Here is a 23,983-nt window from a genome sequence, read left to right as displayed (position 1 = left end):
GGAGTCGGGATTGGGGATTTGCAAACGCATGTGCACCGCGTTTCCCTAACGTTGCTTCCGTGTCCCGACGACTGATTCCCTGTGGTGATAAAACGGTATTGCCGCTTTTGCCAATCCCCAATCCCGACTCCCCAATCCCGGCCCTCCAATGACCATCAAATCCCTCGCCCTGCAATGCCGTGATGCGGCGCAAGTGCTGTCGCAACTGTCCGCGTCTGCCAAGCAGGCCTTGCTGGAGGCAATGGCCGCTGCTCTGGAGCAGGATGCAGTGGTGATCCTGGCGGCCAATGCGCGCGATCTGGAGGCGGCGCGCGGGAAGGGCGTGGGCACGGCCATGCTCGACCGGCTGGCGCTGGACGACAGGCGCCTGGCCGGCATCGCCGCCGCGCTGCGCGAGGTCGCGCAATTGCCCGATCCGGTCGGGCAGGTCACGCGCGAGGATGTTCGCCCCAATGGCATCGTCGTGCAGAAGGTGCGCGTGCCGCTGGGGGTGATCGCGATGATCTACGAAGCACGCCCGAATGTGACTGCCGATGCGGCCGCACTGTGCATCAAGGCCGGCAACGGCGTGATCCTGCGGGGCGGCTCGGAAGCGATCCATTCCAACACCGCGATTGCGCGCGCCCTGCAGCGTGCCCTGCGCGAGGCCGGCGTGCCGGAAGCGGCGCTGACCCTGGTGGAGGATCTGCGCCGCGAGACCATGCTGGAGCTGCTGCAACTCAGCGATATCGTCGATCTGGCGATTCCGCGTGGTGGCGAGGGGCTGATCCGCTTCGTCGCCGAGCATGCGCGCGTGCCGGTGATCAAGCATTACAAGGGCGTGTGCCATCTGTTCGTGGATGCGTCGGCGGACGTGGATCTGGCCGTGCGCTTGCTGGTCGATGGCAAGGCCAGCCGGCCATCGGCCTGCAATGCGCTGGAGACCTTGCTGGTGCATGCCGACATCGCCGCGCGCTTCCTGCCGGCGGCGGCGCAGGCCCTGCGCGACCGTAACGTGGAGCTGCGTGGCGATGCGGCAACGCGCGCACTGTTGCCGGATCTTGGCGCAGCCAGCGACGAGGATTACGCCGCCGAATTCCTCGACCTGATCCTGGCCATCCGCGTGGTGCCGGATCTGGACACCGCGCTGGCGCATATCCGCCAATACGGTTCGGACCACACCGAGGTGATCGCCACCCGCGACGCCGCCAATGCCGAGCACTTCGTGCAATCGCTGCGCTCGGCGGTGGTGATGGTCAACGCCTCCTCGCGCTTCTCCGACGGCGGCGAGCTCGGCCTGGGTGCGGAGATCGGCATCTCCACCACGCGCCTGCATTCCTACGGCCCGATGGGCCTGGAAGCGCTGACCGTGGAGCGCTTCGTGGTGCGGGGCGAAGGCCAGGTACGGCACTGAGCGGCTGCAGCGCAACCAAACGCTGGCCAGCCACCCGCCAACCACGACCTTTGACACTCCCCCGGCAGGCCGCGCCCTGCCTACAGTCGAGGACTGCCCCCCGCACGTTCCGGAGTCGTCGATGCGCCGTCTTGCCGCCTGCCTACTCGCCACCGCCATTGCCGCCGCCAGCGGCGGGGCGCTGGCACAAACCTCGCCGATGACGCCGGACATCACCGGCAAGCCGTTCGTGGCCAGCGATGCCGCCAATGACTACATCAAGCGCGAGGTGATGATCCCGATGCGCGACGGGGTCAAGCTGCATACGGTGATCGTGCTGCCCAAGGGCGCACGCAACGCACCGATGGTGCTGACGCGCACCCCGTACAACGCCAGCGGGCGCACCGAGCGCATGGCCTCGCCGCATATGAAGGACCTGCTCGCGCAGGGCGATGACGTGTTCGTGGAAGGCGGCTACATCCGCGTGATCCAGGACGTACGCGGCAAGTACGGCTCGGAAGGCGATTACGTGATGACCCGGCCGCTGCGCGGTGCGCTCAATCCCAGCGAGGTGGATCATGCCACCGATGCCTGGGACACCATCGACTGGCTGGTGAAAAACGTGAAGGAGTCCAACGGCAAGGTCGGCATGATCGGCTCGTCCTACGAAGGCTTCACCGTGGTGATGGCGCTGACCAACCCGCATCCGGCGCTCAAGGTCGCGGTGCCGGAAAGCCCGATGATCGACGGCTGGATGGGCGACGACTGGTTCAACTATGGTGCATTCCGCCAGGTCAACTTCGACTACTTCACCGGCCAGCTCACCCAGCGCGGCGAGGGCATCGACATCGCGCGCCAGGGCCATGACGACTACAGCAACCTGCTGCGCGCCGGCTCGGCGGGCGACTTCGCCAAGGCCGCCGGCCTGGAGCAGCTGCCGTGGTGGCACAAGCTCACCGAACACGCCGCCTACGACACGTTCTGGCAGGAGCAGGCACTGGACAAGGTGATGGCGCGCACGCCGCTCAAGGTGCCGACCATGTGGCTGCAGGGGCTGTGGGACCAGGAGGACATGTGGGGCGCGATTCATAGCTACGCGGCGATGGAGCCGCGCGACAAGGGCAATACGCTCAACTACCTGGTGATGGGCCCGTGGCGGCACAGCCAGGTCAACTACGATGGCAGCGCGCTGGGCGCATTGAATTTCGACGGCGATACCGCGCGCCAGTTCCGTCACGACGTGCTGCGCCCGTTCTTCGACCAATACCTGGTCGATGGCGCGCCCAAGGCGAGCACGCCGCCGGTGTTCATCTACAACACCGGAGAGAACCACTGGGACCGTCTGCAGGCCTGGCCGCGCAGCTGCGCCAAGGGCTGCGCCGCGACCAGCAAGCCGCTGTACCTGCAGGCCGGCGGCAAGCTGTCGTTCCAGCGGCCGGCCGCGGGGCAGCCAGGCTTCGAGGAATACGTGGCCGACCCGGCCAAGCCGGTGCCGTTCGTGCCGCGCCCGGTGGACTTCGGTGATCGCAGCATGTGGACCACCTGGCTGGTGCAGGACCAGCGCTTCGTCGACGGCCGTCCGGACGTGCTGACCTTCGTTACCGAACCGCTGACCGAACCCCTGCAGATCGCCGGCGCACCGGAAGTGCATCTGCAGGCCTCCACCAGCGGCAGCGACAGCGACTGGGTGGTGAAACTGATCGATGTGTATCCGGACGAGATGGCGTCCAGTCCGAAGATGGGCGGTTACGAATTGCCGGTGTCGCTGGCGATCTTCCGCGGCCGCTATCGCGAGAGTTTCAGCACGCCCAAGCCGCTGGCGTCCAATCAGCCGCTGGCGTTCCAGTTCGGCCTGCCGACCGCCAACCACACCTTCCAGCCGGGGCACCGGGTGATGGTGCAGGTGCAGTCCAGCCTGTTTCCGCTGTACGACCGCAACCCGCAGACCTACGTGGACAACATCTTCTTCGCCAGGCCCGGCGATTATCAAAAGGCCACCCAGCGCGTCTACGTGAGCCCGGAGCAGCCCAGCTACATCAGTCTGCCGGTACGTTGACCACGCCGGCGCCGCGCGGCGCCGGTACCCAGACGTCTTCCAGCAGCTGCGGGCGGCAGGCCACCCAGGCGGCCGCCAGCTGCAGCAGGATGCAGAGCACCAGGAACACGAATGGCGAGGTCCAGCCGCCCTGGTGGGCGTGCAGCCAGCCGAACAGGAACGGCCCCAGGCAGCTCATCGCATAGCCCATGCCTTGCGAGAACCCGGACAGGGCCGCCGAGCCGGCCGCGGTGCGGCTGCGCTGGTTGACCAGCACCAAGGCCAGCGGAAACGTGCTCGGCCCCAGGCCGAGCAGGGTCACCCACAGGATCGGCGCGGCCAACGGCGCCCACCACAGCCCGGCGAACGCGACCAGATGGCAGGCCGCGCACAGCAGCACGATCGGAAACGGGTTGCGCATGCGCACTGCCAGCGCCGGCATGGTCAAGGCACCGACCATGCCCAGTGCGGCGAACAACGCCAGCATGGTGCCGCCGAACGCGGGCGAGGCGCCGGCTTCGCGCAGCAGTGTCGGCAACCAGGTGAACATCGAATAGGTGACCAGCGAGGTCATGCCGAAGGTCACCGCCATGCTCCAGCCCAGGGCGGTGCGTGCCACGCGGCCCTCGGCTTCGGGCGTGGGCGTGACCGGTGCCGGTCCGGTCGCGCGGAGACGGCGGTGGCTGGTATGCACCATGGCCCAGGCCACCAGCGCCAGCAGCGCCGGCAACACCCACACCACCATCGAGCTGCGCCAGCCAAGCGCATCGGCCACCGGTACCGCCAGCAGTGCCGGCAGCAGGGTGCCCACCTGCAGCACGGTGATGTAGAGCGTGCTGACGCCGCCGACGCGATCGCCGAAGTAACGCTTCACCAGCGGCGGCAGCACCACGTTGCCCATGCCCATGCCGGCCAGCGCCACCAGCGATCCGATGAACAGTCCGCTGGTCTGCGGCAACAGCGGGCGCAACACCAGGCCGAGGGTGGCCAATGCCATCGACAGCAGTGCCGTGCGCAGCAGGCCGAAGCGGCGCAGCAAGGCCGGGGTGGCGACCCCGGTCAGTGCAAATGCCGCGGTCGGCAACATGCCGAGCGCGCCCATGGTGGGCGCGCCGAATGCGTACTCGTGTGCAATGCGTTCCAGCAGCGGCGTCAACGACGTCACCGCGGTACGCAAGTTGAAGGCAGACAACAAAATGGCAGCCAGCACCAGGCCACGACCACGCAACCGGGCGGACGGGGAGGCAGCGGCAATGACAACAAACATGACAGACCATCCGCACTGCGCACCTGCATGCGCCAGCGCCTGAAAACACAAAACCGGCACGAGGCCGGTTTTGTGTTTTGAAACTGGTCGGGGAGACAGGATTCGAACCTGCGACCTCTACGTCCCGAACGTAGCGCTCTACCAGACTGAGCTACACCCCGAAGGAGCCGCGTATGTTACATAGGGAATGCGGAATCGGCAAGCATCTATCGTAAATATTTTTACTGATGCGGTTGGCCACGCTCCAGCTCGCGTGCTTCGAACCACATGCCGTTGAGCACGGCCGCCAGTGCGGCCAGGCCGGTGCCGAGGATCCAGGCGAAGTACCACATTGTCGTTCTCCTTGAGTCGTTGAAATACGTGGGACGTTGAAGGCCCGCCGCGGGTGCCACGCGCGTCCGCAGCGCCACGCGCGGCGGGCACGCTCAGTAGGCGTTGGGATTGGCCGAGAGTTCGTCGGCAGTGACCTTGCCCTTGAGCACGCGATAGACCCAGCTCGTATAGGCCAGCACGATCGGCATGAACACCGTGGTCGCCAGCAGCATGATCCACAGCGTCCGACGGCTGCTGGAGGCATCCCACAGCGTCAGGCTTGCGCTCGGTGCGGTGGAGGAGGGCAGCAGGAACGGGAACAACGCAAAGCCGACGGTGAAGACGATGCCGACGATGGCGCAACCCGAAGCGATGAACGCCAGGCCGCCGCGACGTACACGCAACAGCAGCGCATTCATCGCCAGCCCGACCAGGCCGACCAGCGGTGCGATCAAGGTGGCCGGCATGCTGCTGTAGTTGTGCAGCCAGCCACCGGCGGCGGTGAGGGCGGCGGTCTTGCCGAGTGGATTGGTCGGCGCATCGGTGGCCAGCACCGAGGTCACGGCATACCCCGGCAGGCCCAGCGCCACCCACGCACCGGCGGCGGCAAACAACGCCACCGCGCCAAGCGCGGCGATGCTGCCGAAACGCGCCGCGCGCGCGGCCACCGGTCCGTCGGTCTTGAGCACCAGCATCGCGGCGCCGTGTGCCATCAACATCGCCACGCTGAGCAGGCCGGCGAGCAGCGCGAACGGCGTCAGCAGTCCGAACAGGTTGCCGCTGTAGAAGATGCGCATGCTGGCGTCGAAGTGGAACGGCACACCGAGCAGCACGTTGCCGACCGCCACGCCCATGATCAGCGCCGGAATGCAGCCGCCGACGAACAAGGCCCAGTCCCAGGTGTTGCGCCAGCGCTGGTCGACCAGCTTGCCGCGGAACTTGAACCCGACCGGACGCAGGATCAGTGCGAACAGGATCAGGAACATGGCCAGGTAGAACCCGGAAAAACTCACCGCATACAGCGGCGGGAAGGCGGCGAAGATCGCGCCGCCGCCCAGGATCAGCCACACCTGGTTGCCTTCCCAGACCGGGCCGATGGTGTTGATCACCAGCCGGCGTTCGGCATCGTTGCGGGCCACCAGCGGCAGCAGGGTGCTGACGCCCAGGTCGAAGCCGCCCATCACCGCGTAGCCGGACAGCAGTACGCCGAGCAACAGCCACCAGATCACGCGCAATGTGGTGTAGTCGAGCAAGATGAAATCCATGGTGTCTCTCCTGGCTTACGGTGCGCCGCCGGCCAGCGCGCCGGTGCTCAGTGGGGCGTTGGGTGAGGACGCGTGGGGCGAGTCGTTGTGCGGTGCCGGGGTGCGGTGCGTCGGCGGAAACAGCACGTCCGGGCCCTTGCGGATCGTCTTCAGCGACAGCTTGATCGCAATCACCAGCAGCGTGGTGTACAGCGCGGTGAAGCCGACCAGGGTCAACACGATTTCGTACAGGTCCAGTCCCGAGGCGGCATAGAAGGTCGGCAGCACGCCTTCCACCGCCCACGGCTGGCGGCCGTATTCGGCCACGAACCAGCCGCACTCGATCGCGATCCACGGCAGCGGCAAGGTCCACAGCGCCACCGTCAGGAACCAGCGTTTGTCCTGGAAGTTGTGCTTGCAGGCGAACCAGAACGCGATGGCGAAGAAGGCGATCAGGTAGATGCCGATGGCGGCCATGATGCGGAAGGTCCAGAACAGCGGCAGTACCCGCGGCACCGTGTCCATGGCGGCCTGGGCGATCTGCTGCGGCGTGGCATTGCCGATGTCGTCGCGATAGCGCTTGAGCAGCAGGCCGTGGCCCAGGTCCTGCCAATGCGCATCGAAGACCTCGCGCGCTTGCGCGTCGTCCTTGTTGGCACGGATGCGCTCCAGCGCGCCGTAGGCGATCTGGCCGCCGCGGATGCGGTGCTCGGCACGGCCGACCAGCTCCAGGATGCCGGGGATCGGCTGGTCCAGCGAACGTGTGGCGATCAGGCCCATCAGATACGGAATCTTGACCGCGTAGTCGTTGCGATGGGTCTGCTGGTTGGGAATGCCGAATGCGGTGAAGTCGGCCGGTGCGGCTTCGGTCTCCCACATGGCCTCGATCGCGGCCAGCTTCATCTTCTGGTGTTCGTTGGCGGCATAGCCGCTCTCATCGCCGAGCACCACCACCGACAGCGACGACAACAGGCCGAACGCGGCAGCCACCGCGAACGAACGCCGTGCCATCTCAACATGGGTGCCGCGCAGCAGGTAGAACGCGCTGATGGCCATCACGAACACCGCACCGAGCACGTAGCCGGCGCTGACGGTATGCACGAACTTGGCCTGCGCCACCGGGTTGAACAGCACGGCCATGAAATCGACCACTTCCATGCGCATGGTGTCCGGGTTGAACACTGCCCCGGTCGGGTTCTGCATCCAGCCATTGGCGATCAGGATCCACAGCGCAGAGAAGTTGCTGCCCAGCGCCACCAGCCAGGTGGTGGCCAGGTGCTGCACCTTGCTCAGCCGGTTCCAGCCGAGAAAGAACAGGCCCAGGAAGGTCGCTTCCAGGAAGAACGCCATCAGGCCCTCGATCGCCAGCGGCGCACCGAAGATGTCGCCGACGTAATGGCTGTAGTACGACCAGTTCATGCCGAACTCGAACTCCATCACGATGCCGGTGCCCACGCCCATGGCGAAGTTGATGCCGAACAGCACGCCCCAGAACATGGTCATGCGCCGCCAGATGTCCTTGCCGGTCATCACATAGACGCTCTCCATGATGCCGAGCAGGAACGACAGGCCCATGGTCAGCGGCGGAAAGATGAAGTGGTACATCGCGGTGACTGCGAACTGCAGCCGCGACAGTTCAACAACTGTCGAGTCGATCATGGCGGGTGGGCCTGGTTGGGTGTCGATGAAGGAATGCAGCCGATCATCTGCGCTTGCCGCGCCAAGCGCGTTGATCCAGATCAATGCCGGGGCCCACGGGTGCGGCACACTGCGCAGCCCGGAGCGGGAGGTGGCGCCTTACAATCGCCTGCAACACGATGTCTTCCCAGAGAGCGATGTGAGCCAGCCCAGCGTGCGAGCCAGCGAAACGCCAGCCCAGCGCCGCCAACGCGGTCAGTGGCTGGATGCACTGGCCGCCCCGGCCACGCGTGCGCGGCGCCTGGCCGGCGTGGCGGTGGCGGTGTCCGGCGTGCTGCTGCTGGCGCAGGCGGCGGCGATCGCCTGGTTGCTGCAGGCGGCGCTGGTGCAGCACCTGGCGCTGGCGCAGCTGCGCAACGTGGGCGCGGGGCTGGTCTGTGCGCTGCTGGGGCGGGCGATGCTCAATGCCTGGGCGCAGTCGCTGACCGGCGAGGTGGCCGATGTGGCCAGGCGCGAACTGCGTGCCCGCATCGCAAGCCGTCTGGTGCAGCACGGGCCGGTGTGGTTGCGCCGGCAACGCAGCGGCGAACTGGGCGAGCTGAGCCTGGCGCACACCGACGCGCTGGAGGGCTACTTCGTCGGCTACCAGCTCGCGCGCACCGAAATGACGCTGGTGCCGCCGCTGATCCTGATCGCGGTGTTTTCGGTCGATTGGGTGGTGGGCCTGGTGCTGCTGCTGACCGCGCCGCTGATTCCGGTGTTCATGATGCTGGTGGGCTGGGGCGCCGAAGCCGCCGGGCGCGAGCAGCTGGGCGAACTGGCACGGATGGGCGGGCACTTTGCCGACCGCCTCAAGGGCCTGGGCTTGCTGCGCGTGTATGGCCGTGGCGAGGCCGAGCTGGCCGGCATTGCCGCCGCCGCCGAAGGCGTGCGCGAGCGCTCGCTCAAGGTGCTGCGCATCGCCTTCCTGTCGTCCACGGTGCTGGAATTCTTCGCCTCGGTAAGCGTGGCGATCGTGGCGCTGTACTTCGGGCTGACCTATCTGGGCATGTTGAATCTGCACGGCTTGCCGACGCTGGGCACAGGCATGTTCTGCCTGCTGCTGGCGCCGGAATTCTTTGCGCCATTGCGGCGGCTGGCCGCGCATTACCACGACCGCGCCAATGCGCTGGCGGCGGTGGCCGAAGCCGAGCGTCTGCTGGAAGGATTCGAGCCACCGTCGGCAACGGTGCGGGTGCCTCCATCGCGCGTGATGGAACCTGCGCAGGCGCAGGCCCCATTGCTGCAGGCGTGCGATCTTGCGTTGCGGCCGCCGGGCGCGCCACACCGCGTGGTCGCGCATTTTTCGCTGACCTTGCAGCCGGGGCAGCGCGTGGCGGTGATCGGTGCCAGCGGCAGCGGCAAGAGCACCTTGCTCGAGGGGCTGGCCGGCTGGCTTGCACCGGAGGCGGGCAGCGTGGTGCTGCGTGCGGATGCCCGCATCGGCTATGCCACGCAGCGGCCGTACCTGTTCCACGGCAGCATCGCCGACAACCTGCGCCTGGCCGATCCACAGGCCGGCCAGGCGCGGCTGCGTGCCGTGGCCGAAGCTGCGCAGGTGCTGCGCTTTGCTGCGCAGTTGCCGGACGGCCTGGACACGGTGATCGGTGAACGCGGCTTCGGATTGTCCGGTGGCGAGGCGCGGCGCGTGGCCCTGGCACGGCTGTTGCTGCGCGAGCCGGACCTGTTGCTGCTGGACGAACCCACCGCCTTTCTCGACCCGGACACCGAAGCGCAGTTGCTGCACACGCTGGCTGTATTTGCACGCGGCCGCGCGGTGGTAGTGGCCACGCACAGCGCGGCGGTGATGCAGTGGGCCGATACGGTGATCGACCTGCGCGGCGCCACCGTGGTATCGGAGCTGCCATGAGCACCGCACCGCCCGATCGCCTGCGCGATATCTTCCGCCGGCATGCCTGGCGCCTGCTGCTGTCGGCCCTGCTGGTGCTGGTCACCATGCTGGCCGGCGTGGGCCTGCTCGGCCTGTCCGGCAGCTTCCTGACCGCCGCCGCCCTGGCCGGTGTCGCGGGCATGGGCACCGGCTTCAACTTCTTCTCGCCTTCGGCCGGCATCCGCGCGCTGACCTTCGCGCGCATCGTCTCGCGCTATGGCGAAAAATTGATCGGTCACGACGCCACGCTGCGCATCGCCCGGGATCTGCGCGTGTGGTTCTTCCGCCGTGCGTTGCCGCTGGCACCGGGGCGCCTGTCGGCCACGCGCACCGGCGATCTGCTGGCGCGGCTGATGTCCGACATCGGCGAGGTCGATGGCGTGAGCGTGCGCGCGCTGGCACCGTTGAGCGCCTTGCTTGGCATCTGGGTGGCCGGCGTGGTTGCAGCGACGCTGATCCATCCGCCGGCTGCAGTGTTGCTGGTGGTGCTTGGTGTCGTCATCGGTGGCGTGGTGCCGTGGCAGGTGGCACGCGGCGGGGCGCAGCGCGAACAGCTGCGCGCCCGGCAACGCACCGCCTTGCGCACGCAGGCGTTCGAGGGCCTGGAAGGTGCGGCCGATCTCGCCGCGGTGGATGCGCAAGGTGCCTGGCTGCAGCAGGTCGATGCGGCGGCGGCGGCCGTGGTCGATGGCGACCGCCTGCAACGCCGCCGCCTGATCGGCGGCAATCTGCTGCATGCGGCCTGCGGCGGCCTTGGCCTGGCCGGCATGGTGTGGCTGGCTCTCAGCGCCGCCGAACGTGGGTTGATTGCGGCGGAGATGGCGGCCGGGCTGGTGTTCCTGACCATGGCGCTGCTGGAAGTATGGGCCGGCGCCGGGCTCGCGTTGCAGGCGCTGCAGAGCGCGCGGGTTGCGGCCAAACGCCTGCAGGCCATCGTCGATCAGGCGCCGTCGGTGCTCGATCCGCCGCAGCCAGTGGCGGTGCCACGCAGCGGCACGCTGCAGCTGGACCAGGTCGGCTTTGCGTGGCCGGGCAGCGCACGTCCGGTGCTGCAGGCGCTCGATCTGACGCTGGCGCCCGGCGAGCGCATCGCCATCAGCGGCGACAGCGGCAGCGGCAAGAGCACCTTGTCCGCACTGCTGCTGCGCCTGTGGGACCCGCAGGCCGGGCAGGTGCGCTACGCGGGTATCGACCTGCGCCACATGGCGCAGGCGCACTGGCATCGCCGTATCGCCTGGCTGCCGCAGAATGCCCCGGTGTTCGCCGGCACGGTGCGCGACAACCTGCTCATCGGCGATGCGGACGCAAGCGATGCGGCGCTGTGGAGCGTGCTGGAGCAGGTGCGTCTGCGCGCGTGGGCCTCCGCGCAGAACGGCCTGGACACCTGGGTCGGCGAAAACGGCGCCACGCTTTCGGCCGGCCAGGCGCGCCGGCTGGCGCTGGCGCGCGCGCTGCTGCGCGACGCAGCGATCCTGTTGCTGGACGAACCCACCGACGGCCTGGACGTGGATACCGCGCACGCCTTGCTGCTGGATCTATCGGCGGCACTGGGCGAACGCAGCCTGGTGATGATCACCCACGACAGCGTGCCCGATGGCGTGGTGCAGCGGCGCTATCGCATGCGCGCCGGTGCACTGGAGCCGTTGGCCTAGGGGTCCTTGCGCAGGCCGCGGCCATCAGCGAGGATCGGGTAACCACTTCGACAGGAATCGATGATGCAGCACATGCAAGGATGGATGAAGGCAGTGCTCTGTGCGGCTGCGTGCATGACGCAGGCCGCAGTGGCCGAGGTCTCCAAGCCGTCGGCGTTCATGACACAGGTCAGGGTCGAGGTCGGTCCCGATGGTTCCATCGTTTCGGCGCAGGCCGATCAAGGCCTGCACGAGAAAGTGCGGGAATCCATCGAGCGTCGCGTAAGCGCCTGGACGTTCGCGCCGCCAACCGAGCAAGGCAGGCCGGTCTCGGCGGTCACTTATGTGCAGGTCGCAGCATGTCTGGTGTCGAAACACGATGCAGTCAGCCTGGCAATCGCCAATGCGGGCAATGGTCCTTACCGGCCGCCGCGTGTTGGGTTCCAGCCCAGATCGGCGCCACCGCCGGGCCTGCTGTCGGCCACGGCGTTGCAGCTGACAATTGACTACAACGTGCTGGCGAACGGGCGCGCAACCTTCGAGCAGGTGCACATCAACAGCCCGACCGACGCACGCGGAGCGCGCTGGTTGGAGGGAATGGCTGCGCAATGGGTCAAGGCGCAGCGTTTCAAACCCGAGCAGTTGAACAATGTGCCGGTGTCCACCCGCATGCAGACGAATGTCATGCTGTCGGGCGGCCCGACCACTCCGCGCGATCTCGACAAGCAGCGCTCGCTGGAGTTGGCGCGGCAGGCGTTGTCGCAGGAATGCCTCCAGGCGCTTGGAGACGCCGCAGACCAGACCGTGGTGGTGGATTCGCCGGTAAAGCTGCTGTCCAGGGGCGAGTCGTAGCCGGCCGGTCAAGGTAGTGCGCATGCATGCGGGCAACGCTCGGGTGCAGTGAGCGCGTGCGCTGCCTCAATCAGGGAATGTGTCCAACGCAGCCATCAACGCGGGGTGTTGCCATGCCCAGCACAAGGCAGCGACGTTCACCACGACGGTGATCCAGAACCGCAGCTGGAAGGCCGTCTTGCTGGATTTGTGCCGGAACAGTTGCTGCGCCAGCAACGCGCCCGGCCAGCCGCCGAGCAGTGCGATGAGGTGCAGGGTCGCTTCCGGCGTACGTTGCCGGCCGCGTTGGGCCGCGCGCTTGTCGCGCCGGTAGGCGAGCATCGCCACGCTGCTGGTGGCCGCGTACCACAGCGCCAGCAGCATTGGCAGGCGACCTGCAACCGTCATCGCCGCCATGCCGAGCAGAAACAGCAGGGCCAGCGTCTTGCGCGGCAGGCCATGCTGTCGTGACGGGCCGCGCCGCCGTTGCGCAGTTCCGGAAATCAGCTGGCGTCCAGAAAGTCGCGCACGGCGGGGCCGAAGCGCGCGAAGTCGACCAGGAAGGCATCGTGGCCTTGTGGCGAATCCAGCCCGATGAAGCGAGCGTCGGCTCCGCCGGCACGCAGGCCTTCGGCGATCTGTTCCTGTTGCTGCACCGGGAACAGGATGTCGGTATTGGCACCGATCGCCAGCGCGCGCGCGATACGGATCTGTGCCAGGCCGGCCAGTACCGTTGCGTCGGTCGAGACGCCGGTGTCGGGCTTGCCGGCAAGGTGTGCGCTGTCGACCTGCCTGCCATCGGCACGCGCATCAGCGGTTGGCGCGTCATCGACATACTCGGCCAGATCGAACCAGTCCATCGAACGGCTCAGATACAGATAGCAGTTGGGATCGAAGAAGCGCACGAAGCGGCGCGCGTGGCCTTCCAGATAACTTTCGACCTGGAATTCCAGCCCGAACGGGTCATCGGCGGCCTGCTCGGAATCCAGCCGCACCCGGCCGAAACGGCCGTCCCATTCCAGCGCCGAGCGATAGGTGATCACGCCAAGCTTGCGCGCCATGCGCATGCCCGATTCCGGGTAACGGGTGTCGTCATAATGGCCGCCGTTCCAGTGCGGATCCAGGCGGATGGCTTCGCGCTGCAGCGAGCGGATGGCGATCGAAAACGGCAATGCCTGCGCACTGCCGGAGATATTGATATGGCTGCGCGCGATACCCGGGTGCCGCAGCAGTAACGCCAACGCGGTCATGCCGCCCATCGAATTACCGATCAGGCAGGCCAGCTGTGCAATGCCCAATGCGCGCACCACGTCGGCGGCGGCATCGGCCACATCTTCGATCGACAATTCCGGGAAGCTCAGGCGATACGGCGCGCCGGTGGCAGGGTCGATCGATGCCGGGCCGGTCGAGCCCTTGCAACTGCCCAGCGAATTGACGCACACCACGAACCAGCGCGCGGTATCGATCGGCTTGCCCGGCCCGACCATCGCCTCCCACCAGCCCGGCTCGGCATTGGCCTGACTTGCCGCAGCATGCGCGTTCGGCGACAGGCCGGTGACGATCAGCACCGCGTTGCTGCGATCGGCCGCCAGCGTGCCCCAGGTTTCGTAGGCCACGTGCGCCTGGTGCAGCTCACCACCGCGCTTCATCGGAAACGGCGAGGGCAGCGCGTGGAATAGCGTGCCGGGAGGAATGAATTCGGTCATGTGGCAATTCTATCTGCCATGGCGTGTGCCGGGGTGCAGGAGGGGAATGGGGAGTCGGGAGTCGGGAGTCGGTTTGAGGCCTTGCGCTGTGCGATGCCATTCTCCAGAGCGGCGGACCTGTGGCCTGGCTGCAAGGCCCTTGCCCGCCCACCATCGCGGGACACGCCGCAAGTACGTCCATGTAGGCTCCGGCGCGGCATCCATGCCGCTCAGGGTCCCGCGANTCGCGGGACACGCCGCAAGTACGTCCATGTAGGCTCCGGCGCGGCATCCATGCCGCTCAGGGTCCCGCGACGGTGAGCGGGCAAGGACCAGTTGAGACGGTCGGTGTGCATGGGAAGAGCAGTGCTGGATGCGCCTCGTTGAATCACGAAGCAGCGGTTCCAGGTCTGATGCATACCGCACGACAGACGGCTTTTCAGATGAGCGCCGACTAATTGTCTGGTGCGTGCCCTTGCCGGTTGCGGGACCGTGTGGCGGCATGGATACCGCCACCGGGGCCCCAGGGACGGGTTCCCGGCGTGTCCCGCAAGCGGTGAGGGCACCGCGCCCGCGACGCTGCGGGTTTGCTGCAAGGACCAGCACAGATGGTCGGTGTGCGTGGGTTTCAACAGTGCAACCGACGCACTCCGGTGCGGTGTCATCGTTGATTGCGTCGCAACGACATGTGGCGAGCCATCAGCGGCCGATCACCAACTCCACTGGTGCGGCGGCGGGCAGTTCCACCATCACCGGCGCGCTCTCGACATCATCGGCCTGGCGCATCGCGTTGCCGCTGCGCGACAGTCGTGCCAACACCTGCACGGTGTCCAGCGACGACAGCGCACGTGTCGGCATCGGGCTGTCGCCATCGTCCAGGGTGATGGTCAACGGCAGCTCGCTCAGCGTGTGTTTTTCCACTGCTACCGGCATCGGGGTGTCGGCAGCGCGCGCAATCACGAACACGCTAGTGTCGCCTGGCAACCCGGCGCGTTTTGCGAATGCGGCATCCAGCGTCACCCGCACCTGGATGCGTTTGCCGCTGGCTGCATCGATGGCGGGCGCAGCCGGTGCCCGGATCAGTTCCAGCTTGGCTTCCTGTCGCGCAGCATTGATCTGTTCGAGCAGGCCGGGGCGGGTGTTGGCATCGACCACGCTGAGCAACGGCGTCCAGGTCTCGCTGGCCTTGGCCGGTTCACCGGCCTGGCGCTGCACCACACCCAGGAACCAGCGTGCACGTTGATGGTCCGGTTGCACCGCCAGCGCATGTTCGAGCAGGCGCATGGCCTGCGGATCCGGGCGCCCGCTGTCGTCGGCGAGCATGCGCGACTGCGCGGCCGCCACCAGTACGTCCGGCTCGTCCGGACGCAGCGCGACCGCGCGCGTAAATGCATCGCGCGCTTCGGCGAATTTCTGTTGGCTGGACAGCGAGCGTCCCAGCAACACCCAGCCTTCGGCCTGGTCGGGATTGCGCGCCAGTGCCGCGCGCAGCTGCACGATGGCTTCGTCCAGCGAGCGTGGCGTGGCCGGTCGCTCGGCGGGCGCTTGGATCGCGCCCGGCGTGCCGACCTGCCAATACAGCGCCGCGCTCGCGGCCAGCAGCAACACCGCGATGCCGGCAGTCAGCCCGCGCGCATCGCGCCACAGCGGCCGCAGCGCCACGCCGAAGACGACCAGGGCCAGCACCACCACCGCAGTGAGGAAGCCGACCATCACCACTCCTGCTCATCGGCGGGCAGGGCGGGCGCAGCCGCGCTGCGTCGGCGTACCAGCAACACGACGGCGCCCCCGCCGATCAACAGCGCCAGCAGCGGGCCGAACCACAACAGCCAGGTCCGCGATTCCACACGCGGGCGATACAGCACGAACTCGCCATAGCGGGCGACCAGGAACTGGCGGATCTGCGCATCGCTGCGACCTTCATGCATCAGCGCCAGCACTTCGCGGCGCAGGTCCTGGGCGATCTGCGCATTGGAATCGGCCAGCGACTGGTTCTGGCATTGCACGCAACGCAATTCGGCGGTCAAGGCATGAAAACGCGCTTCTTCTTCGGCCGAGGCGTAGCGCAGCGGCGCCGGGTCGCCGACCGGCTGGGCCAGGGCCAGCCAGGGCAACAGCAGCAGCGTCAGCAGCCAGGCACGCGTCATGGCTTGGCGTGCAGGTCCGGTGCGGCACTGGGCGAGCGCTCGATCTTGCGCAGCACCGGAATCAGCTGGGTGTCGATGATGGATTGGGTGAGCATGCCGCTGTACTTCCAGCGCACCACGCCGCGCCCGTCGACCAGAAAGGTCTCCGGCGCCGCGGCGATGCCGAAGTCGATCGCGGTGCGGCCATCCTTGTCGGCCACCACCAGCAGGTAGGGGTTGCCCAGTTGTTCGAGCCAGCGCAGTGCATCGGTGCGCTCGTCCTTCCAGTTGTAGCCGATCACGCGCACGCGCTTGGTCAGCGCAAAGCGGCTCAGTACAGGGTGCTCTTCGCGGCAGGCCGGGCACCAGCTGCCCCATACGTTGATGATGTAGGGGGCGCCACGCAGCTCGCGCGCGTGCACCACGATGCTGGGGTCGTGCAGCAGCGGCAGCGCAAACTCCGGCGCGGGCTTGCCGATCAGCGCCGAGGGCAGGGCATCGCGATCGTCCTGACCGGAGCGCACCACCGCATAGACCAGCAGCGCTGCCAGTGCGAGCAGCAGCACGATGGCACCCACCAGGACCGCAGTGGGCAGGCGGGGTGAACGTGACTCAACCATCTTGGATCTCCGGAGAACGACGAAAACGCCGGTCGGCCGCGGTGACCAGGCCGCCGAGCGCCATCAGCAGCGCTCCCAGCCAGATCCAGCGCACGAACGGTTTGAGGTGGACGCGCACCGCCCAGGCCTGATTGCCCAGCGGTTCGCCAAGGGCGACATACAGGTCGCCGAACGGGCCGGGGCGGATCGCCGCCTCGGTCAGGGTCTGCCCGCCGCTGGCATAGCGGCGTTTTTCCGCATGCAGCAGGCCGACTGGCGCATCGTCCTCGAACACCTGCAGGTTGGCACGATCGGAGACGTAATTGGGGCCGCGCAGTTCTTCGACGTTATCGAAGTGCAGCGCGTAGCGGCCGATCTGCATCTGCTGCCCGGGCGCCAGTGCGACCTCGCGCTGCAGGCTCAGCGACTCCACCAGCAACGCACCGGCCAGGAAGACCGCCACGCCCAGGTGGGCCAGCACCATGCCCAGCATTTCGGCGGTGACCTTGCGGCCCTTGGCCGCGCGCCGTGTCCACAAAAAGCGCAGCGTGCCCAACAGCACCCAGGCCGCGCCGGCCACGCCGATCGCCGCCTTCCACTGGCCCTGCGGCGCGGCGAACCAGGCCAGCACGCCTGCGGCAACCGCCAGTCCGGCCCAGGGCGCGAGCATCGCCAACGGGCGCGAGGCCTGCTCGCGCTGCCAGCGGGTCAGCGGACCGAACGGCAGCAGCGCCACCAACGGCGCCATCAGCACCACGAACAAGGTGCCGAAGTAGGGCGGGCCGACCGACAGCTTGCCCAGGCCCAAGGCGTCGGCAAGCAGCGGATACAGCGTGCCCAGCAACACCATCGCGCAGGCGCAGGCGAGCAGCAGGTTGTTCAACAGCAACAGCGTCTCACGCGAGCTGCCGGCGAACGCGCGGCGCGGATCGTCCACCAGCGACAGGCGGGGCGCACGCATCGCGTACAGCACCAGCGAACCACCGACCACTGCCAGCAGGAACACCAGGATGAACAGCCCGCGCGAGGGATCGGCGGCGAACGCATGCACGCTGGTCAGCACGCCCGAGCGCACCAGGAAGGTACCCAGTAGCGACAGCGAAAACGCGGCGATCGCCAGCAGCAAGGTCCAGCTGGCGAAGCTGCCGCGCTTTTCGGTGACCGCCTGCGAATGCAGCAGCGCAGTGCCCACCAGCCACGGCATGAAGCTGGCGTTTTCGACTGGGTCCCAGAACCACCAGCCACCCCAGCCCAGCTCGTAATACGCCCACCAGCTGCCCAGCGCGATGCCGACGGTGAGCATCGCCCAGGCCACATTGGTCCATGGCCGCGTCCAGCGCAGCCAGCGCGCATCCATGCGGCCTTCCAGCAGCGCGGCGATGGCGAAGGCGAACGGCACCGCAAAGCCGACATAGCCGCAGTACAGCATCGGCGGATGGATGATCAGCCCCGGGTCCTGCAACAGCGGATTGAGGTCGGCGCCTTCCAGCGGCACCGGCAACAAGCGCGCGAACGGATTGGAGGTGAACAGCAAAAAGGCCAGGAAGCCGATGCTGACCAGGGCCATCACCCCGAGCACGCGCGCGATGACATGCGCGGGCAGCTGCCGCGACCACAGCGCCACTGCACCGGTCCACAGCGCCAGCACCAGCGTCCACAGCAGCAACGAGCCTTCGTGCGCGCCCCATACCGCCGAATAGCGGTACATCACCGGCAGCAGGCTGTTGGAATTCTCGGCGACGTAGCGCACCGAAAAATCCTGCACCAGGAAGGCATGCGTCAACAGCGCGAAGGCCGCCGCGATCAGGCCCAGCTGCAGCAACGCGGCCGGCCGCGCGACCGCCATCCAGCTGCTGCGCCCACGCTGCGCACCGGCCAGCGGCAGCGCGGCCTGCAGCAAGGCCACCAGCAACGCCAGGATCAGCAGGAAGGTACCGAGCTCAGGCAGCATCGGGTCGGCGCATTGGTGAGCATGCAGTGATGCAACGCGTACGGGCGCAAGGCAGAGGCGGCATCCATGCAGCATGTGCACGCGCCTGCCCGCCTACGGCGAGGTGGTCAGCCACGCAAGGACCGCGCAAGCCTTCGCCCTGCAGCAATGCCAGTGTCCTTGCGAATGCCATCAACGCAGCGCTCCGGCCTGGTCCGCGGCCGCCGGTACGTCGTGCTTGCGATGCGCGCTGCCCATCTTGTCGGCGACTTCCTTGGGCATATAGGTCTCGTCATGCTTGGCCAGTACATCTTCGGCCACGAACACGCCTTGCTGCATGCGACCGGTCGCCACCACGGCCTGTCCCTCGCGAAACAGGTCCGGCAGGATGCGGTCGTAGCGCACCGGCAACTGCGCATCGCCATCGGTGACGCGGAACTGCGCTTCCAGCGATCCGGAGGCGCGCTGGAACGAGCCTTTTTCGACCATGCCGCCAAGCCGGAACCGGGCGTGCTTGCCGGCGTCGCCGCGTAGCACTTCCGACGGCGTGTACAGATAGGCCACGTTGCGCTGCAGTGCCATTGCCACCAGCGTGGTCGCCAGGCCGCCGGCCAGCACCAGTGCGATCACCAGCCAGATCCGGCGGCGCCGTTGCGGGTTCACCGGATCAGCTCCGCGTCGGTGGGCACCACCCGCTTGCGCTCGCGCAGGCGTTGCGCCTGCGCGATCTTCAAGGCGCGGCGCACCTGCCAGCGGCCGGCGATCAGGTCCCACAGCAGCACCAGCACGAACACCGCGTAGGCGGCGATGACGTAGGGCAGGTAGCTCATGCCGCGCCCCCCGGCGCGTCGCGCACGATCCAGGCCTTGCCGGCCTCGCGGCGCAGGTTGTCGGCGCGCGCACGCGTCAGCAGCGAACCGGCGAACCAGAACTTGGTGCCGAGCACCATCAGCCACAGCGGCAGCAGCATGCTCGCATCGATGCTGGAGGGGCCGAGCAGGCGAATGCTCTGGCCCTGATGCAGCGAGTTCCACCACACCACCGAATAGCGGATCACCGGCAGCAGTGCCACGCCGACGATCGCCAGCAAGGCGGCCGCGCGTGCGGCCTGACGGCGATCATCGATGGCCTGGTACAGGCCGATCACGCCCAGGTACAGGAACAGCAGGATCAGCTCGGTGGTCAGGCGCGGGTCCCAATCCCACCAGGCGCCCCACATCGGCTTGCCCCAGATGCTGCCGGTCAGCAGGGTGATCACGGTGAACGCCGCGCCGATCGGCGCGCAGGCCATCGCCAGGATCTCGCAGATCTTGATGCGCCAGATCAGCGCGATCGCCGCATACACCGCCATCAGCCCGAATACGAACAGGCTCATCCACGCACTCGGCACATGGATATACAGGATGCGGAAACTATCGCCTTGCTGGTAATCGGCCGGTACCGCAAACAAGGCCTGCCAGATGCCCGCGCCCAGCAACACCACGGCCAGCGCATAACACCATGGCGCCCAGCGCGCGGTGAAACGGTCGAAGATCGGGGGCGAGGCGAGTTGGTGGAACCAGCGGGCGACGACGTTCATGCGATGGCAGCAGCCTTTGGAATGGCATTGGCTCTCGAAACAGCAACAACGCAATGAGTGGAGCGTCTGATCGACAGCGCATCGACCGCACGGTTCAACTCAACGAAATCCGGATCGCGGCAGCCGCAGCCAGCGGTGCCAGCACCACGCCGATCACCAACCCGGCGCCCAGCAACAACAACGCACCCACCGCATCCTGGCCCTGGCCGCTGGCCGCCACGCTGCCTGCACCGAACACCAGCACCGGCACGTACAGCGGCAACGCCAGCAACGCCACGAGAATACCAGAGCGTTTCATCGTCACCGTCAGCGCCGCAACCACGGCGCCAAGCAGACTCAGAAGCGGTGTGCCCAGCGCCAACGATGCCAGCAGCACCGGTAGTTGGTCATGTGGCAGGTGCAGCAATTCGCCCAGCAGCGGCGTCACCGCGATCAACGGCAAGGCGCTGGTTGCCCAGTGCAGCAGCACGCGCACCGCGATCAGCCAGGCCAACGGCACCGGCGCCAGTAGCCATTGCTCCATCGAGCCGTCGTCCACATCGCTGCGGAACAGCGCATCCAGCGACAGCAGGCCGGCCAGCAGCACCGCCAGCCACAGCACCGCCGGTGCGGCCTGCGCCAGCAGGTCGGGGCGCCCGCCCAGGCCCAGCGCGAACAGCACCACGATCAGCAGGGCGAACAGGGCCGGCTGCAGCGCATCGCTGCGACGGCGCCACAGCAACTGCAGGTCGCGGCGGAGCAGGGCGCGCGCAGCCTGCCACAGCGACGGTTGCGGCGAATGCAGGCTCATGCCGCCGCCTCCAGCGTGAGCATGCGCGTGCGCACCGGCGGCGCCGCGTAGGCCCCGTGGGTGGTGACCAGCGCCGCGCCACCGCCGCGCAGGTGCGCGGAGATCATCCGGTTGACCAGGGTGATGCCGTCCAGGTCCAGGTTGGCATAGGGCTCGTCCAGCAGCCACAGCGGGGCCGGCGACAACCACAGCCGTGCCAGCGCCAGGCGTTTGCGCTGGCCGGCCGACAGCTGCCGCACCAAGGCATCTTCGTAGCCGGCCAGGCCGACGATGGCCAGTGCGCTGCCAGGCATCTGCTTGGCGCGGCGGCCATGCAGGCCGCACAGGAAGTGCAGGTTCTCCAGCGTGCTGAGGTCGGCCTTCAGGCCCGGCAGATGGCCCAGGTAGGCCATGAAGCGGCTGCGATCGCCGCGGCGTGCAGTCTTGCCGTCGATCTGGATCTGCCCACGCTCCACATGCAGCAGCCCGGCCAGCACCCGCAGCAGGGTGGTCTTGCCGGCGCCGTTGTCGCCCTGCACCAGCAGCGCCTCGCCGGCATCGACATGGAAATCCAGCGGGCCGAACACCGGCTCCTCGTTGCGGCTGAAAGCCAGCGCGCGCGCCGCCAGCAGCGGTGGCGCAGTGTGCAGCGGTTCGATCATCGGCGCAGCGGGCTCCCGTCGCAGGACGGCATGGGGTGGGCGAGCGGGTGTCATGCCATCGCGGGGAGGCAGCCGGCACGACACGCTGTGGGGCAGGGCGCGCATTGTAGCGACGATGGCCCGCTGCCGGGGCGCATCGGGCGGCGTGATGTGTCCGGGAACGCTGTTTTGCACCGCCCGGGCGCAACCGCCTGGCGGCTTTGCGTACACTCGCGGTCCCCCCGTTTGCTGCCCGGACAGGCCCGATGCCCCTCACGACCAAGCTGCCCAAGGTGGGCACCACCATCTTCACCGTCATGTCGCAGCTGGCGGCCGAACACGGCGCGGTGAATCTGGGCCAGGGTTTTCCCGACTTCGCAGCGCCGTCGCGGCTGGTCGACGAACTGACCAAGGCCATGGCGGCCGGCCACAACCAGTACCCGCCGATGACCGGCGTGGCGGCCCTGCGCCAGGCCATTGCCGGCAAGGCGCAGCGCTGCTACGGCGCGCAGGTCGATGCCGACAGCGAGATCACCGTCACCAGCGGTGCCACCGAGGCGATCTTCAACGCCATCCACGCGGTGGTGCGCGCCGGCGAGGAGGTCATCGTGCTGGACCCGGCCTACGACTGCTACGAGCCGGCGATCGACCTGGCCGGCGCGCGCGCGGTGCACGTGGCGCTGGACCCGCAGACCTTCGCCATCGACTGGCCGGCGCTGCGCGCGGCGATCACGCCGAAGACGCGCCTGCTGATGATCAACTCGCCGCACAATCCCTCCGGCGCGATGCTGTCTGCCGACGACATGCAGCTCTTGACCGAGCTGCTGCGCGGCAGCGACATCTTCCTGCTCTCGGACGAGGTCTACGAACACATCGTGTTCGACGGCCGCCGCCACGAATCGGTGCTGCGCTGGCCGGAACTGCGCGAGCGTGCGTTCGTGATTTCCAGCTTCGGCAAGACCTATCACTGCACCGGCTGGAAGATCGGCTACGCCATCGCGCCACCGGCCTTGAGCGCCGAGTTCCGCAAGGTGCACCAGTACAACACCTTCACCAGCTTCGGCCCGGCCCAGCATGCGTTTGCTGCGATGATCCGCGACGAACCCGAACACGACGAGCAACTCGGCGCGTTCTATCAGGCCAAGCGCGACCGTTTCCGCGAGCAGTTGCTGACCACGCGCCTGCAGCCCTTGCCGGTACCCGGCGGCTATTTCCAGCTGGTGGACTATTCGGCCATCAGCGACCTGCCCGATACCGAGTTCGTGAAGTGGCTGACGGTGGAAAAGGGCGTGGCCGCGATTCCGCTGTCGCCGTTCTACGAAACCGCGCCGCAAGGGCAACGGCTGGCGCGGCTGTGCTTTGCCAAGAACGATGCAACCTTGGATGCGGCGATCGCGCGCTTGCAGCAGCTCTGACGAGCCGGGAATCGGGAATCGGGATTGGAGATTCGTAACGGCGGTTGGTCGTTTGTTGACGAGTTCGCAGAATGCCGATGACAGGAAGCCACCCGAAACCCGCCGTTCGAATCCCAAATCCCCACTCCCGAATCCCGAATCCCGAGCCTTCAATGCACGACCTGCGCATCTCACTGATCCAAGGCGACACCCGCTGGCATGACCCGGCCGGCAATCGCGACTATTACGGGGCGTTGCTGGAGCCCCTGGCCGGGCAGACCGATCTGGTGATCCTGCCGGAGACCTTTACCAGCGGGTTCTCCAACGACGCCATCGACAAGGCCGAGGACATGGACGGGCCGACCGTGGCCTGGCTGCGTGCGCAGGCCGTGCGGCTGGGCGCGGCGGTCACCGGCAGCGTGCAGCTGCGCAGCGGGCAGGGCGTGTTCAACCGGCTGCTGTGGGCCACGCCCGACGGGGCGCTGCAGTCCTACGACAAGCGCCATCTGTTCCGCTTCGGCAACGAGCATCTGCGCTATGCGGCCGGGCGCGATCGCCTGACGGTGGAGTGGAAGGGCTGGCGGATCAATCCGCAGGTCTGCTACGACCTGCGCTTTCCGGTGTTCTGCCGCAATCGCTTCGATGTCGAGCGGCCGGGCCAGCTGGACTTCGACCTGCAGCTGTTCGTGGCCAACTGGCCGTCCGCGCGCGCATACGCATGGAAGACTCTGCTGCGCGCACGTGCGATCGAGAACCTGTGCTTCGTGGCGGCGGTCAACCGCGTCGGCGTCGATGGCAATCAACTGCATTACGCCGGCGACAGCGCGGTGATCGACTTCCTCGGCCAGCCACAGGTGGAAATCCGCGAGCAGCCGCAGGTGGTCACCACCACCCTCAGCGCCGCCGCCCTGGCCGAACACCGCGCACGCTTCCCCGCGATGCTGGATGCCGATGGCTTTGAGATTCGGGATTAGGGATTCGGGATTGGTGCAAGCAGGCG

The 23,983-nt window shown here is 67.6% G+C and carries 22 protein-coding genes and 1 tRNA gene; 7 read left to right on the top strand and 16 right to left on the bottom strand.

Annotated elements, in window-relative coordinates; all coding sequences use genetic code 11:
- Positions 1 to 148 precede the first annotated feature (148 nt).
- Positions 149 to 1,393, top strand: a complete 1,245-nt coding sequence (locus tag C0541_RS05885; RefSeq protein WP_115046627.1) for a glutamate-5-semialdehyde dehydrogenase — start codon at positions 149 to 151, stop codon at positions 1,391 to 1,393.
- 121 nt (positions 1,394 to 1,514) lie between these two features.
- Complete coding sequence (locus tag C0541_RS05880; protein ID WP_115046625.1) at positions 1,515 to 3,428, top strand: CocE/NonD family hydrolase; 1,914 nt, start codon at positions 1,515 to 1,517, stop codon at positions 3,426 to 3,428.
- On the opposite strand, the gene C0541_RS05875 is transcribed toward C0541_RS05880, so the two are convergent.
- The 5 genes from C0541_RS05875 to C0541_RS05855 form a co-directional block, all read right to left on the bottom strand.
- A complete protein-coding gene (locus tag C0541_RS05875; RefSeq protein WP_161959956.1) occupies positions 3,409 to 4,635 on the bottom strand; it encodes a CynX/NimT family MFS transporter in 1,227 nt (408 codons plus the stop codon). The two genes, C0541_RS05880 and C0541_RS05875, sit on opposite strands and share 20 nt — an antisense overlap.
- Before the next feature lie 123 nt (positions 4,636 to 4,758).
- A tRNA-Pro gene (locus C0541_RS05870) sits at positions 4,759 to 4,835 on the bottom strand.
- A 60-nt stretch (positions 4,836 to 4,895) separates the two neighbouring features.
- Positions 4,896 to 5,006, bottom strand: a complete 111-nt coding sequence (gene cydX / locus C0541_RS05865) for a cytochrome bd-I oxidase subunit CydX (protein ID WP_115046619.1) — start codon at positions 5,004 to 5,006, stop codon at positions 4,896 to 4,898.
- Between the two features lie 93 nt (positions 5,007 to 5,099).
- On the bottom strand, positions 5,100 to 6,251 hold the full coding sequence (cydB, locus tag C0541_RS05860) for a cytochrome d ubiquinol oxidase subunit II (RefSeq protein ID WP_115046617.1): 1,152 nt from the start codon (positions 6,249 to 6,251) through the stop codon (positions 5,100 to 5,102).
- A gap of 15 nt (positions 6,252 to 6,266) precedes the next feature.
- Positions 6,267 to 7,889: a cytochrome ubiquinol oxidase subunit I gene (locus C0541_RS05855; RefSeq protein ID WP_115046615.1), complete on the bottom strand. Its 1,623-nt coding sequence runs from the start codon at positions 7,887 to 7,889 to the stop codon at positions 6,267 to 6,269.
- A 178-nt stretch (positions 7,890 to 8,067) separates the two neighbouring features.
- Here C0541_RS05855 and cydD point away from each other — a divergent pair, with 178 nt between their 5' ends.
- The 3 genes from cydD to C0541_RS05840 all read left to right on the top strand — a co-directional run bounded on the left by cydD (position 8,068) and on the right by C0541_RS05840 (position 12,281).
- Positions 8,068 to 9,777, top strand: coding sequence for a thiol reductant ABC exporter subunit CydD (gene cydD, locus C0541_RS05850; protein ID WP_161959903.1), 1,710 nt, complete (start codon positions 8,068 to 8,070; stop codon positions 9,775 to 9,777).
- Complete coding sequence (cydC, locus tag C0541_RS05845; RefSeq protein WP_115046613.1) at positions 9,774 to 11,450, top strand: thiol reductant ABC exporter subunit CydC; 1,677 nt, start codon at positions 9,774 to 9,776, stop codon at positions 11,448 to 11,450. Before cydD ends, cydC begins: the two co-directional genes overlap by 4 nt.
- 129 nt (positions 11,451 to 11,579) lie before the next feature.
- Positions 11,580 to 12,281: an energy transducer TonB gene (locus tag C0541_RS05840; RefSeq protein ID WP_153064961.1), complete on the top strand. Its 702-nt coding sequence runs from the start codon at positions 11,580 to 11,582 to the stop codon at positions 12,279 to 12,281.
- A gap of 66 nt (positions 12,282 to 12,347) precedes the next feature.
- On the opposite strand, the gene C0541_RS05835 is transcribed toward C0541_RS05840, so the two are convergent.
- The 11 genes from C0541_RS05835 to ccmA form a co-directional block, all read right to left on the bottom strand.
- Positions 12,348 to 12,668 carry a DUF1294 domain-containing protein gene (locus C0541_RS05835; RefSeq protein ID WP_238601270.1) on the bottom strand — a complete coding sequence of 107 codons (321 nt, stop codon included), beginning with the start codon at positions 12,666 to 12,668 and terminating at the stop codon, positions 12,348 to 12,350.
- Positions 12,669 to 12,763: 95 nt separating this feature from the next.
- The gene (gene metX, locus C0541_RS05830) at positions 12,764 to 13,966 is read right to left on the bottom strand and encodes a homoserine O-acetyltransferase MetX (RefSeq protein ID WP_115046607.1); all 1,203 of its coding nucleotides are present in this window, start codon (positions 13,964 to 13,966) and stop codon (positions 12,764 to 12,766) included.
- Positions 13,967 to 14,644: 678 nt separating this feature from the next.
- On the bottom strand, positions 14,645 to 15,658 hold the full coding sequence (locus C0541_RS05820; protein ID WP_161959902.1) for a tetratricopeptide repeat protein: 1,014 nt from the start codon (positions 15,656 to 15,658) through the stop codon (positions 14,645 to 14,647).
- Positions 15,658 to 16,092: a cytochrome c-type biogenesis protein gene (locus C0541_RS05815; RefSeq protein ID WP_161959901.1), complete on the bottom strand. Its 435-nt coding sequence runs from the start codon at positions 16,090 to 16,092 to the stop codon at positions 15,658 to 15,660. Before C0541_RS05815 ends, C0541_RS05820 begins: the two co-directional genes overlap by 1 nt.
- The gene (locus C0541_RS05810) at positions 16,089 to 16,691 is read right to left on the bottom strand and encodes a DsbE family thiol:disulfide interchange protein (protein WP_115046599.1); all 603 of its coding nucleotides are present in this window, start codon (positions 16,689 to 16,691) and stop codon (positions 16,089 to 16,091) included. Before C0541_RS05810 ends, C0541_RS05815 begins: the two co-directional genes overlap by 4 nt.
- The gene (locus C0541_RS05805; protein ID WP_115046597.1) at positions 16,684 to 18,621 is read right to left on the bottom strand and encodes a heme lyase CcmF/NrfE family subunit; all 1,938 of its coding nucleotides are present in this window, start codon (positions 18,619 to 18,621) and stop codon (positions 16,684 to 16,686) included. The genes C0541_RS05810 and C0541_RS05805 overlap by 8 nt, the downstream gene beginning before the upstream one ends.
- Before the next feature lie 171 nt (positions 18,622 to 18,792).
- Positions 18,793 to 19,263: a cytochrome c maturation protein CcmE gene (gene ccmE, locus C0541_RS05800; RefSeq protein ID WP_115046595.1), complete on the bottom strand. Its 471-nt coding sequence runs from the start codon at positions 19,261 to 19,263 to the stop codon at positions 18,793 to 18,795.
- Entirely contained in the window at positions 19,260 to 19,430 is a 171-nt protein-coding gene (ccmD, locus tag C0541_RS05795; protein ID WP_115046593.1) for a heme exporter protein CcmD, read from the bottom strand. The genes ccmE and ccmD overlap by 4 nt, the downstream gene beginning before the upstream one ends.
- A complete protein-coding gene (ccmC, locus tag C0541_RS05790) occupies positions 19,427 to 20,179 on the bottom strand; it encodes a heme ABC transporter permease CcmC (RefSeq protein ID WP_115046551.1) in 753 nt (250 codons plus the stop codon). The genes ccmD and ccmC overlap by 4 nt, the downstream gene beginning before the upstream one ends.
- A gap of 94 nt (positions 20,180 to 20,273) precedes the next feature.
- The gene (gene ccmB / locus C0541_RS05785) at positions 20,274 to 20,969 is read right to left on the bottom strand and encodes a heme exporter protein CcmB (RefSeq protein WP_115046548.1); all 696 of its coding nucleotides are present in this window, start codon (positions 20,967 to 20,969) and stop codon (positions 20,274 to 20,276) included.
- On the bottom strand, positions 20,966 to 21,610 hold the full coding sequence (gene ccmA / locus C0541_RS05780; protein WP_024939979.1) for a heme ABC exporter ATP-binding protein CcmA: 645 nt from the start codon (positions 21,608 to 21,610) through the stop codon (positions 20,966 to 20,968). The genes ccmB and ccmA overlap by 4 nt, the downstream gene beginning before the upstream one ends.
- A gap of 245 nt (positions 21,611 to 21,855) precedes the next feature.
- On the opposite strand from ccmA, the gene C0541_RS05775 reads away from it, so the two are divergent.
- Positions 21,856 to 23,004: a pyridoxal phosphate-dependent aminotransferase gene (locus tag C0541_RS05775; RefSeq protein WP_115046547.1), complete on the top strand. Its 1,149-nt coding sequence runs from the start codon at positions 21,856 to 21,858 to the stop codon at positions 23,002 to 23,004.
- 152 nt (positions 23,005 to 23,156) lie between these two features.
- Complete coding sequence (locus C0541_RS05770) at positions 23,157 to 23,957, top strand: amidohydrolase (protein ID WP_115046544.1); 801 nt, start codon at positions 23,157 to 23,159, stop codon at positions 23,955 to 23,957.
- The last annotated feature ends 26 nt before the right edge of the window (positions 23,958 to 23,983 follow it).

Origin of the sequence: Xanthomonas arboricola, from assembly GCF_003353015.1 — a bacterium.
In the GTDB taxonomy this organism is placed as follows: Bacteria; Pseudomonadota; Gammaproteobacteria; order Xanthomonadales; family Xanthomonadaceae; genus Xanthomonas; species Xanthomonas arboricola_E.
The sequence above is the reverse complement of the archived record's forward strand: the minus strand, read 5'-3'. Positions and strand labels throughout refer to the sequence as shown.

Coding starts and splice junctions, on each gene's coding strand:
- C0541_RS05885 (WP_115046627.1), top strand. CDS start 149: ATGACCATCAAATCCCTCGCCCTGCAATGCCGTGATGCGGCGCAAGTG.
- C0541_RS05880 (WP_115046625.1), top strand. CDS start 1,515: ATGCGCCGTCTTGCCGCCTGCCTACTCGCCACCGCCATTGCCGCCGCC.
- cydX (WP_115046619.1), bottom strand. CDS start 5,006: ATGTGGTACTTCGCCTGGATCCTCGGCACCGGCCTGGCCGCACTGGCG.
- cydB (WP_115046617.1), bottom strand. CDS start 6,251: ATGGATTTCATCTTGCTCGACTACACCACATTGCGCGTGATCTGGTGG.
- C0541_RS05855 (WP_115046615.1), bottom strand. CDS start 7,889: ATGATCGACTCGACAGTTGTTGAACTGTCGCGGCTGCAGTTCGCAGTC.
- cydC (WP_115046613.1), top strand. CDS start 9,774: ATGAGCACCGCACCGCCCGATCGCCTGCGCGATATCTTCCGCCGGCAT.
- C0541_RS05835 (WP_238601270.1), bottom strand. CDS start 12,668: ATGACGGTTGCAGGTCGCCTGCCAATGCTGCTGGCGCTGTGGTACGCG.
- metX (WP_115046607.1), bottom strand. CDS start 13,966: ATGACCGAATTCATTCCTCCCGGCACGCTATTCCACGCGCTGCCCTCG.
- C0541_RS05820 (WP_161959902.1), bottom strand. CDS start 15,658: ATGGTCGGCTTCCTCACTGCGGTGGTGGTGCTGGCCCTGGTCGTCTTC.
- C0541_RS05815 (WP_161959901.1), bottom strand. CDS start 16,092: ATGACGCGTGCCTGGCTGCTGACGCTGCTGCTGTTGCCCTGGCTGGCC.
- C0541_RS05810 (WP_115046599.1), bottom strand. CDS start 16,691: ATGGTTGAGTCACGTTCACCCCGCCTGCCCACTGCGGTCCTGGTGGGT.
- C0541_RS05805 (WP_115046597.1), bottom strand. CDS start 18,621: ATGCTGCCTGAGCTCGGTACCTTCCTGCTGATCCTGGCGTTGCTGGTG.
- ccmD (WP_115046593.1), bottom strand. CDS start 19,430: ATGAGCTACCTGCCCTACGTCATCGCCGCCTACGCGGTGTTCGTGCTG.
- ccmC (WP_115046551.1), bottom strand. CDS start 20,179: ATGAACGTCGTCGCCCGCTGGTTCCACCAACTCGCCTCGCCCCCGATC.
- ccmB (WP_115046548.1), bottom strand. CDS start 20,969: ATGAGCCTGCATTCGCCGCAACCGTCGCTGTGGCAGGCTGCGCGCGCC.
- ccmA (WP_024939979.1), bottom strand. CDS start 21,610: ATGATCGAACCGCTGCACACTGCGCCACCGCTGCTGGCGGCGCGCGCG.
- C0541_RS05775 (WP_115046547.1), top strand. CDS start 21,856: ATGCCCCTCACGACCAAGCTGCCCAAGGTGGGCACCACCATCTTCACC.
- C0541_RS05770 (WP_115046544.1), top strand. CDS start 23,157: ATGCACGACCTGCGCATCTCACTGATCCAAGGCGACACCCGCTGGCAT.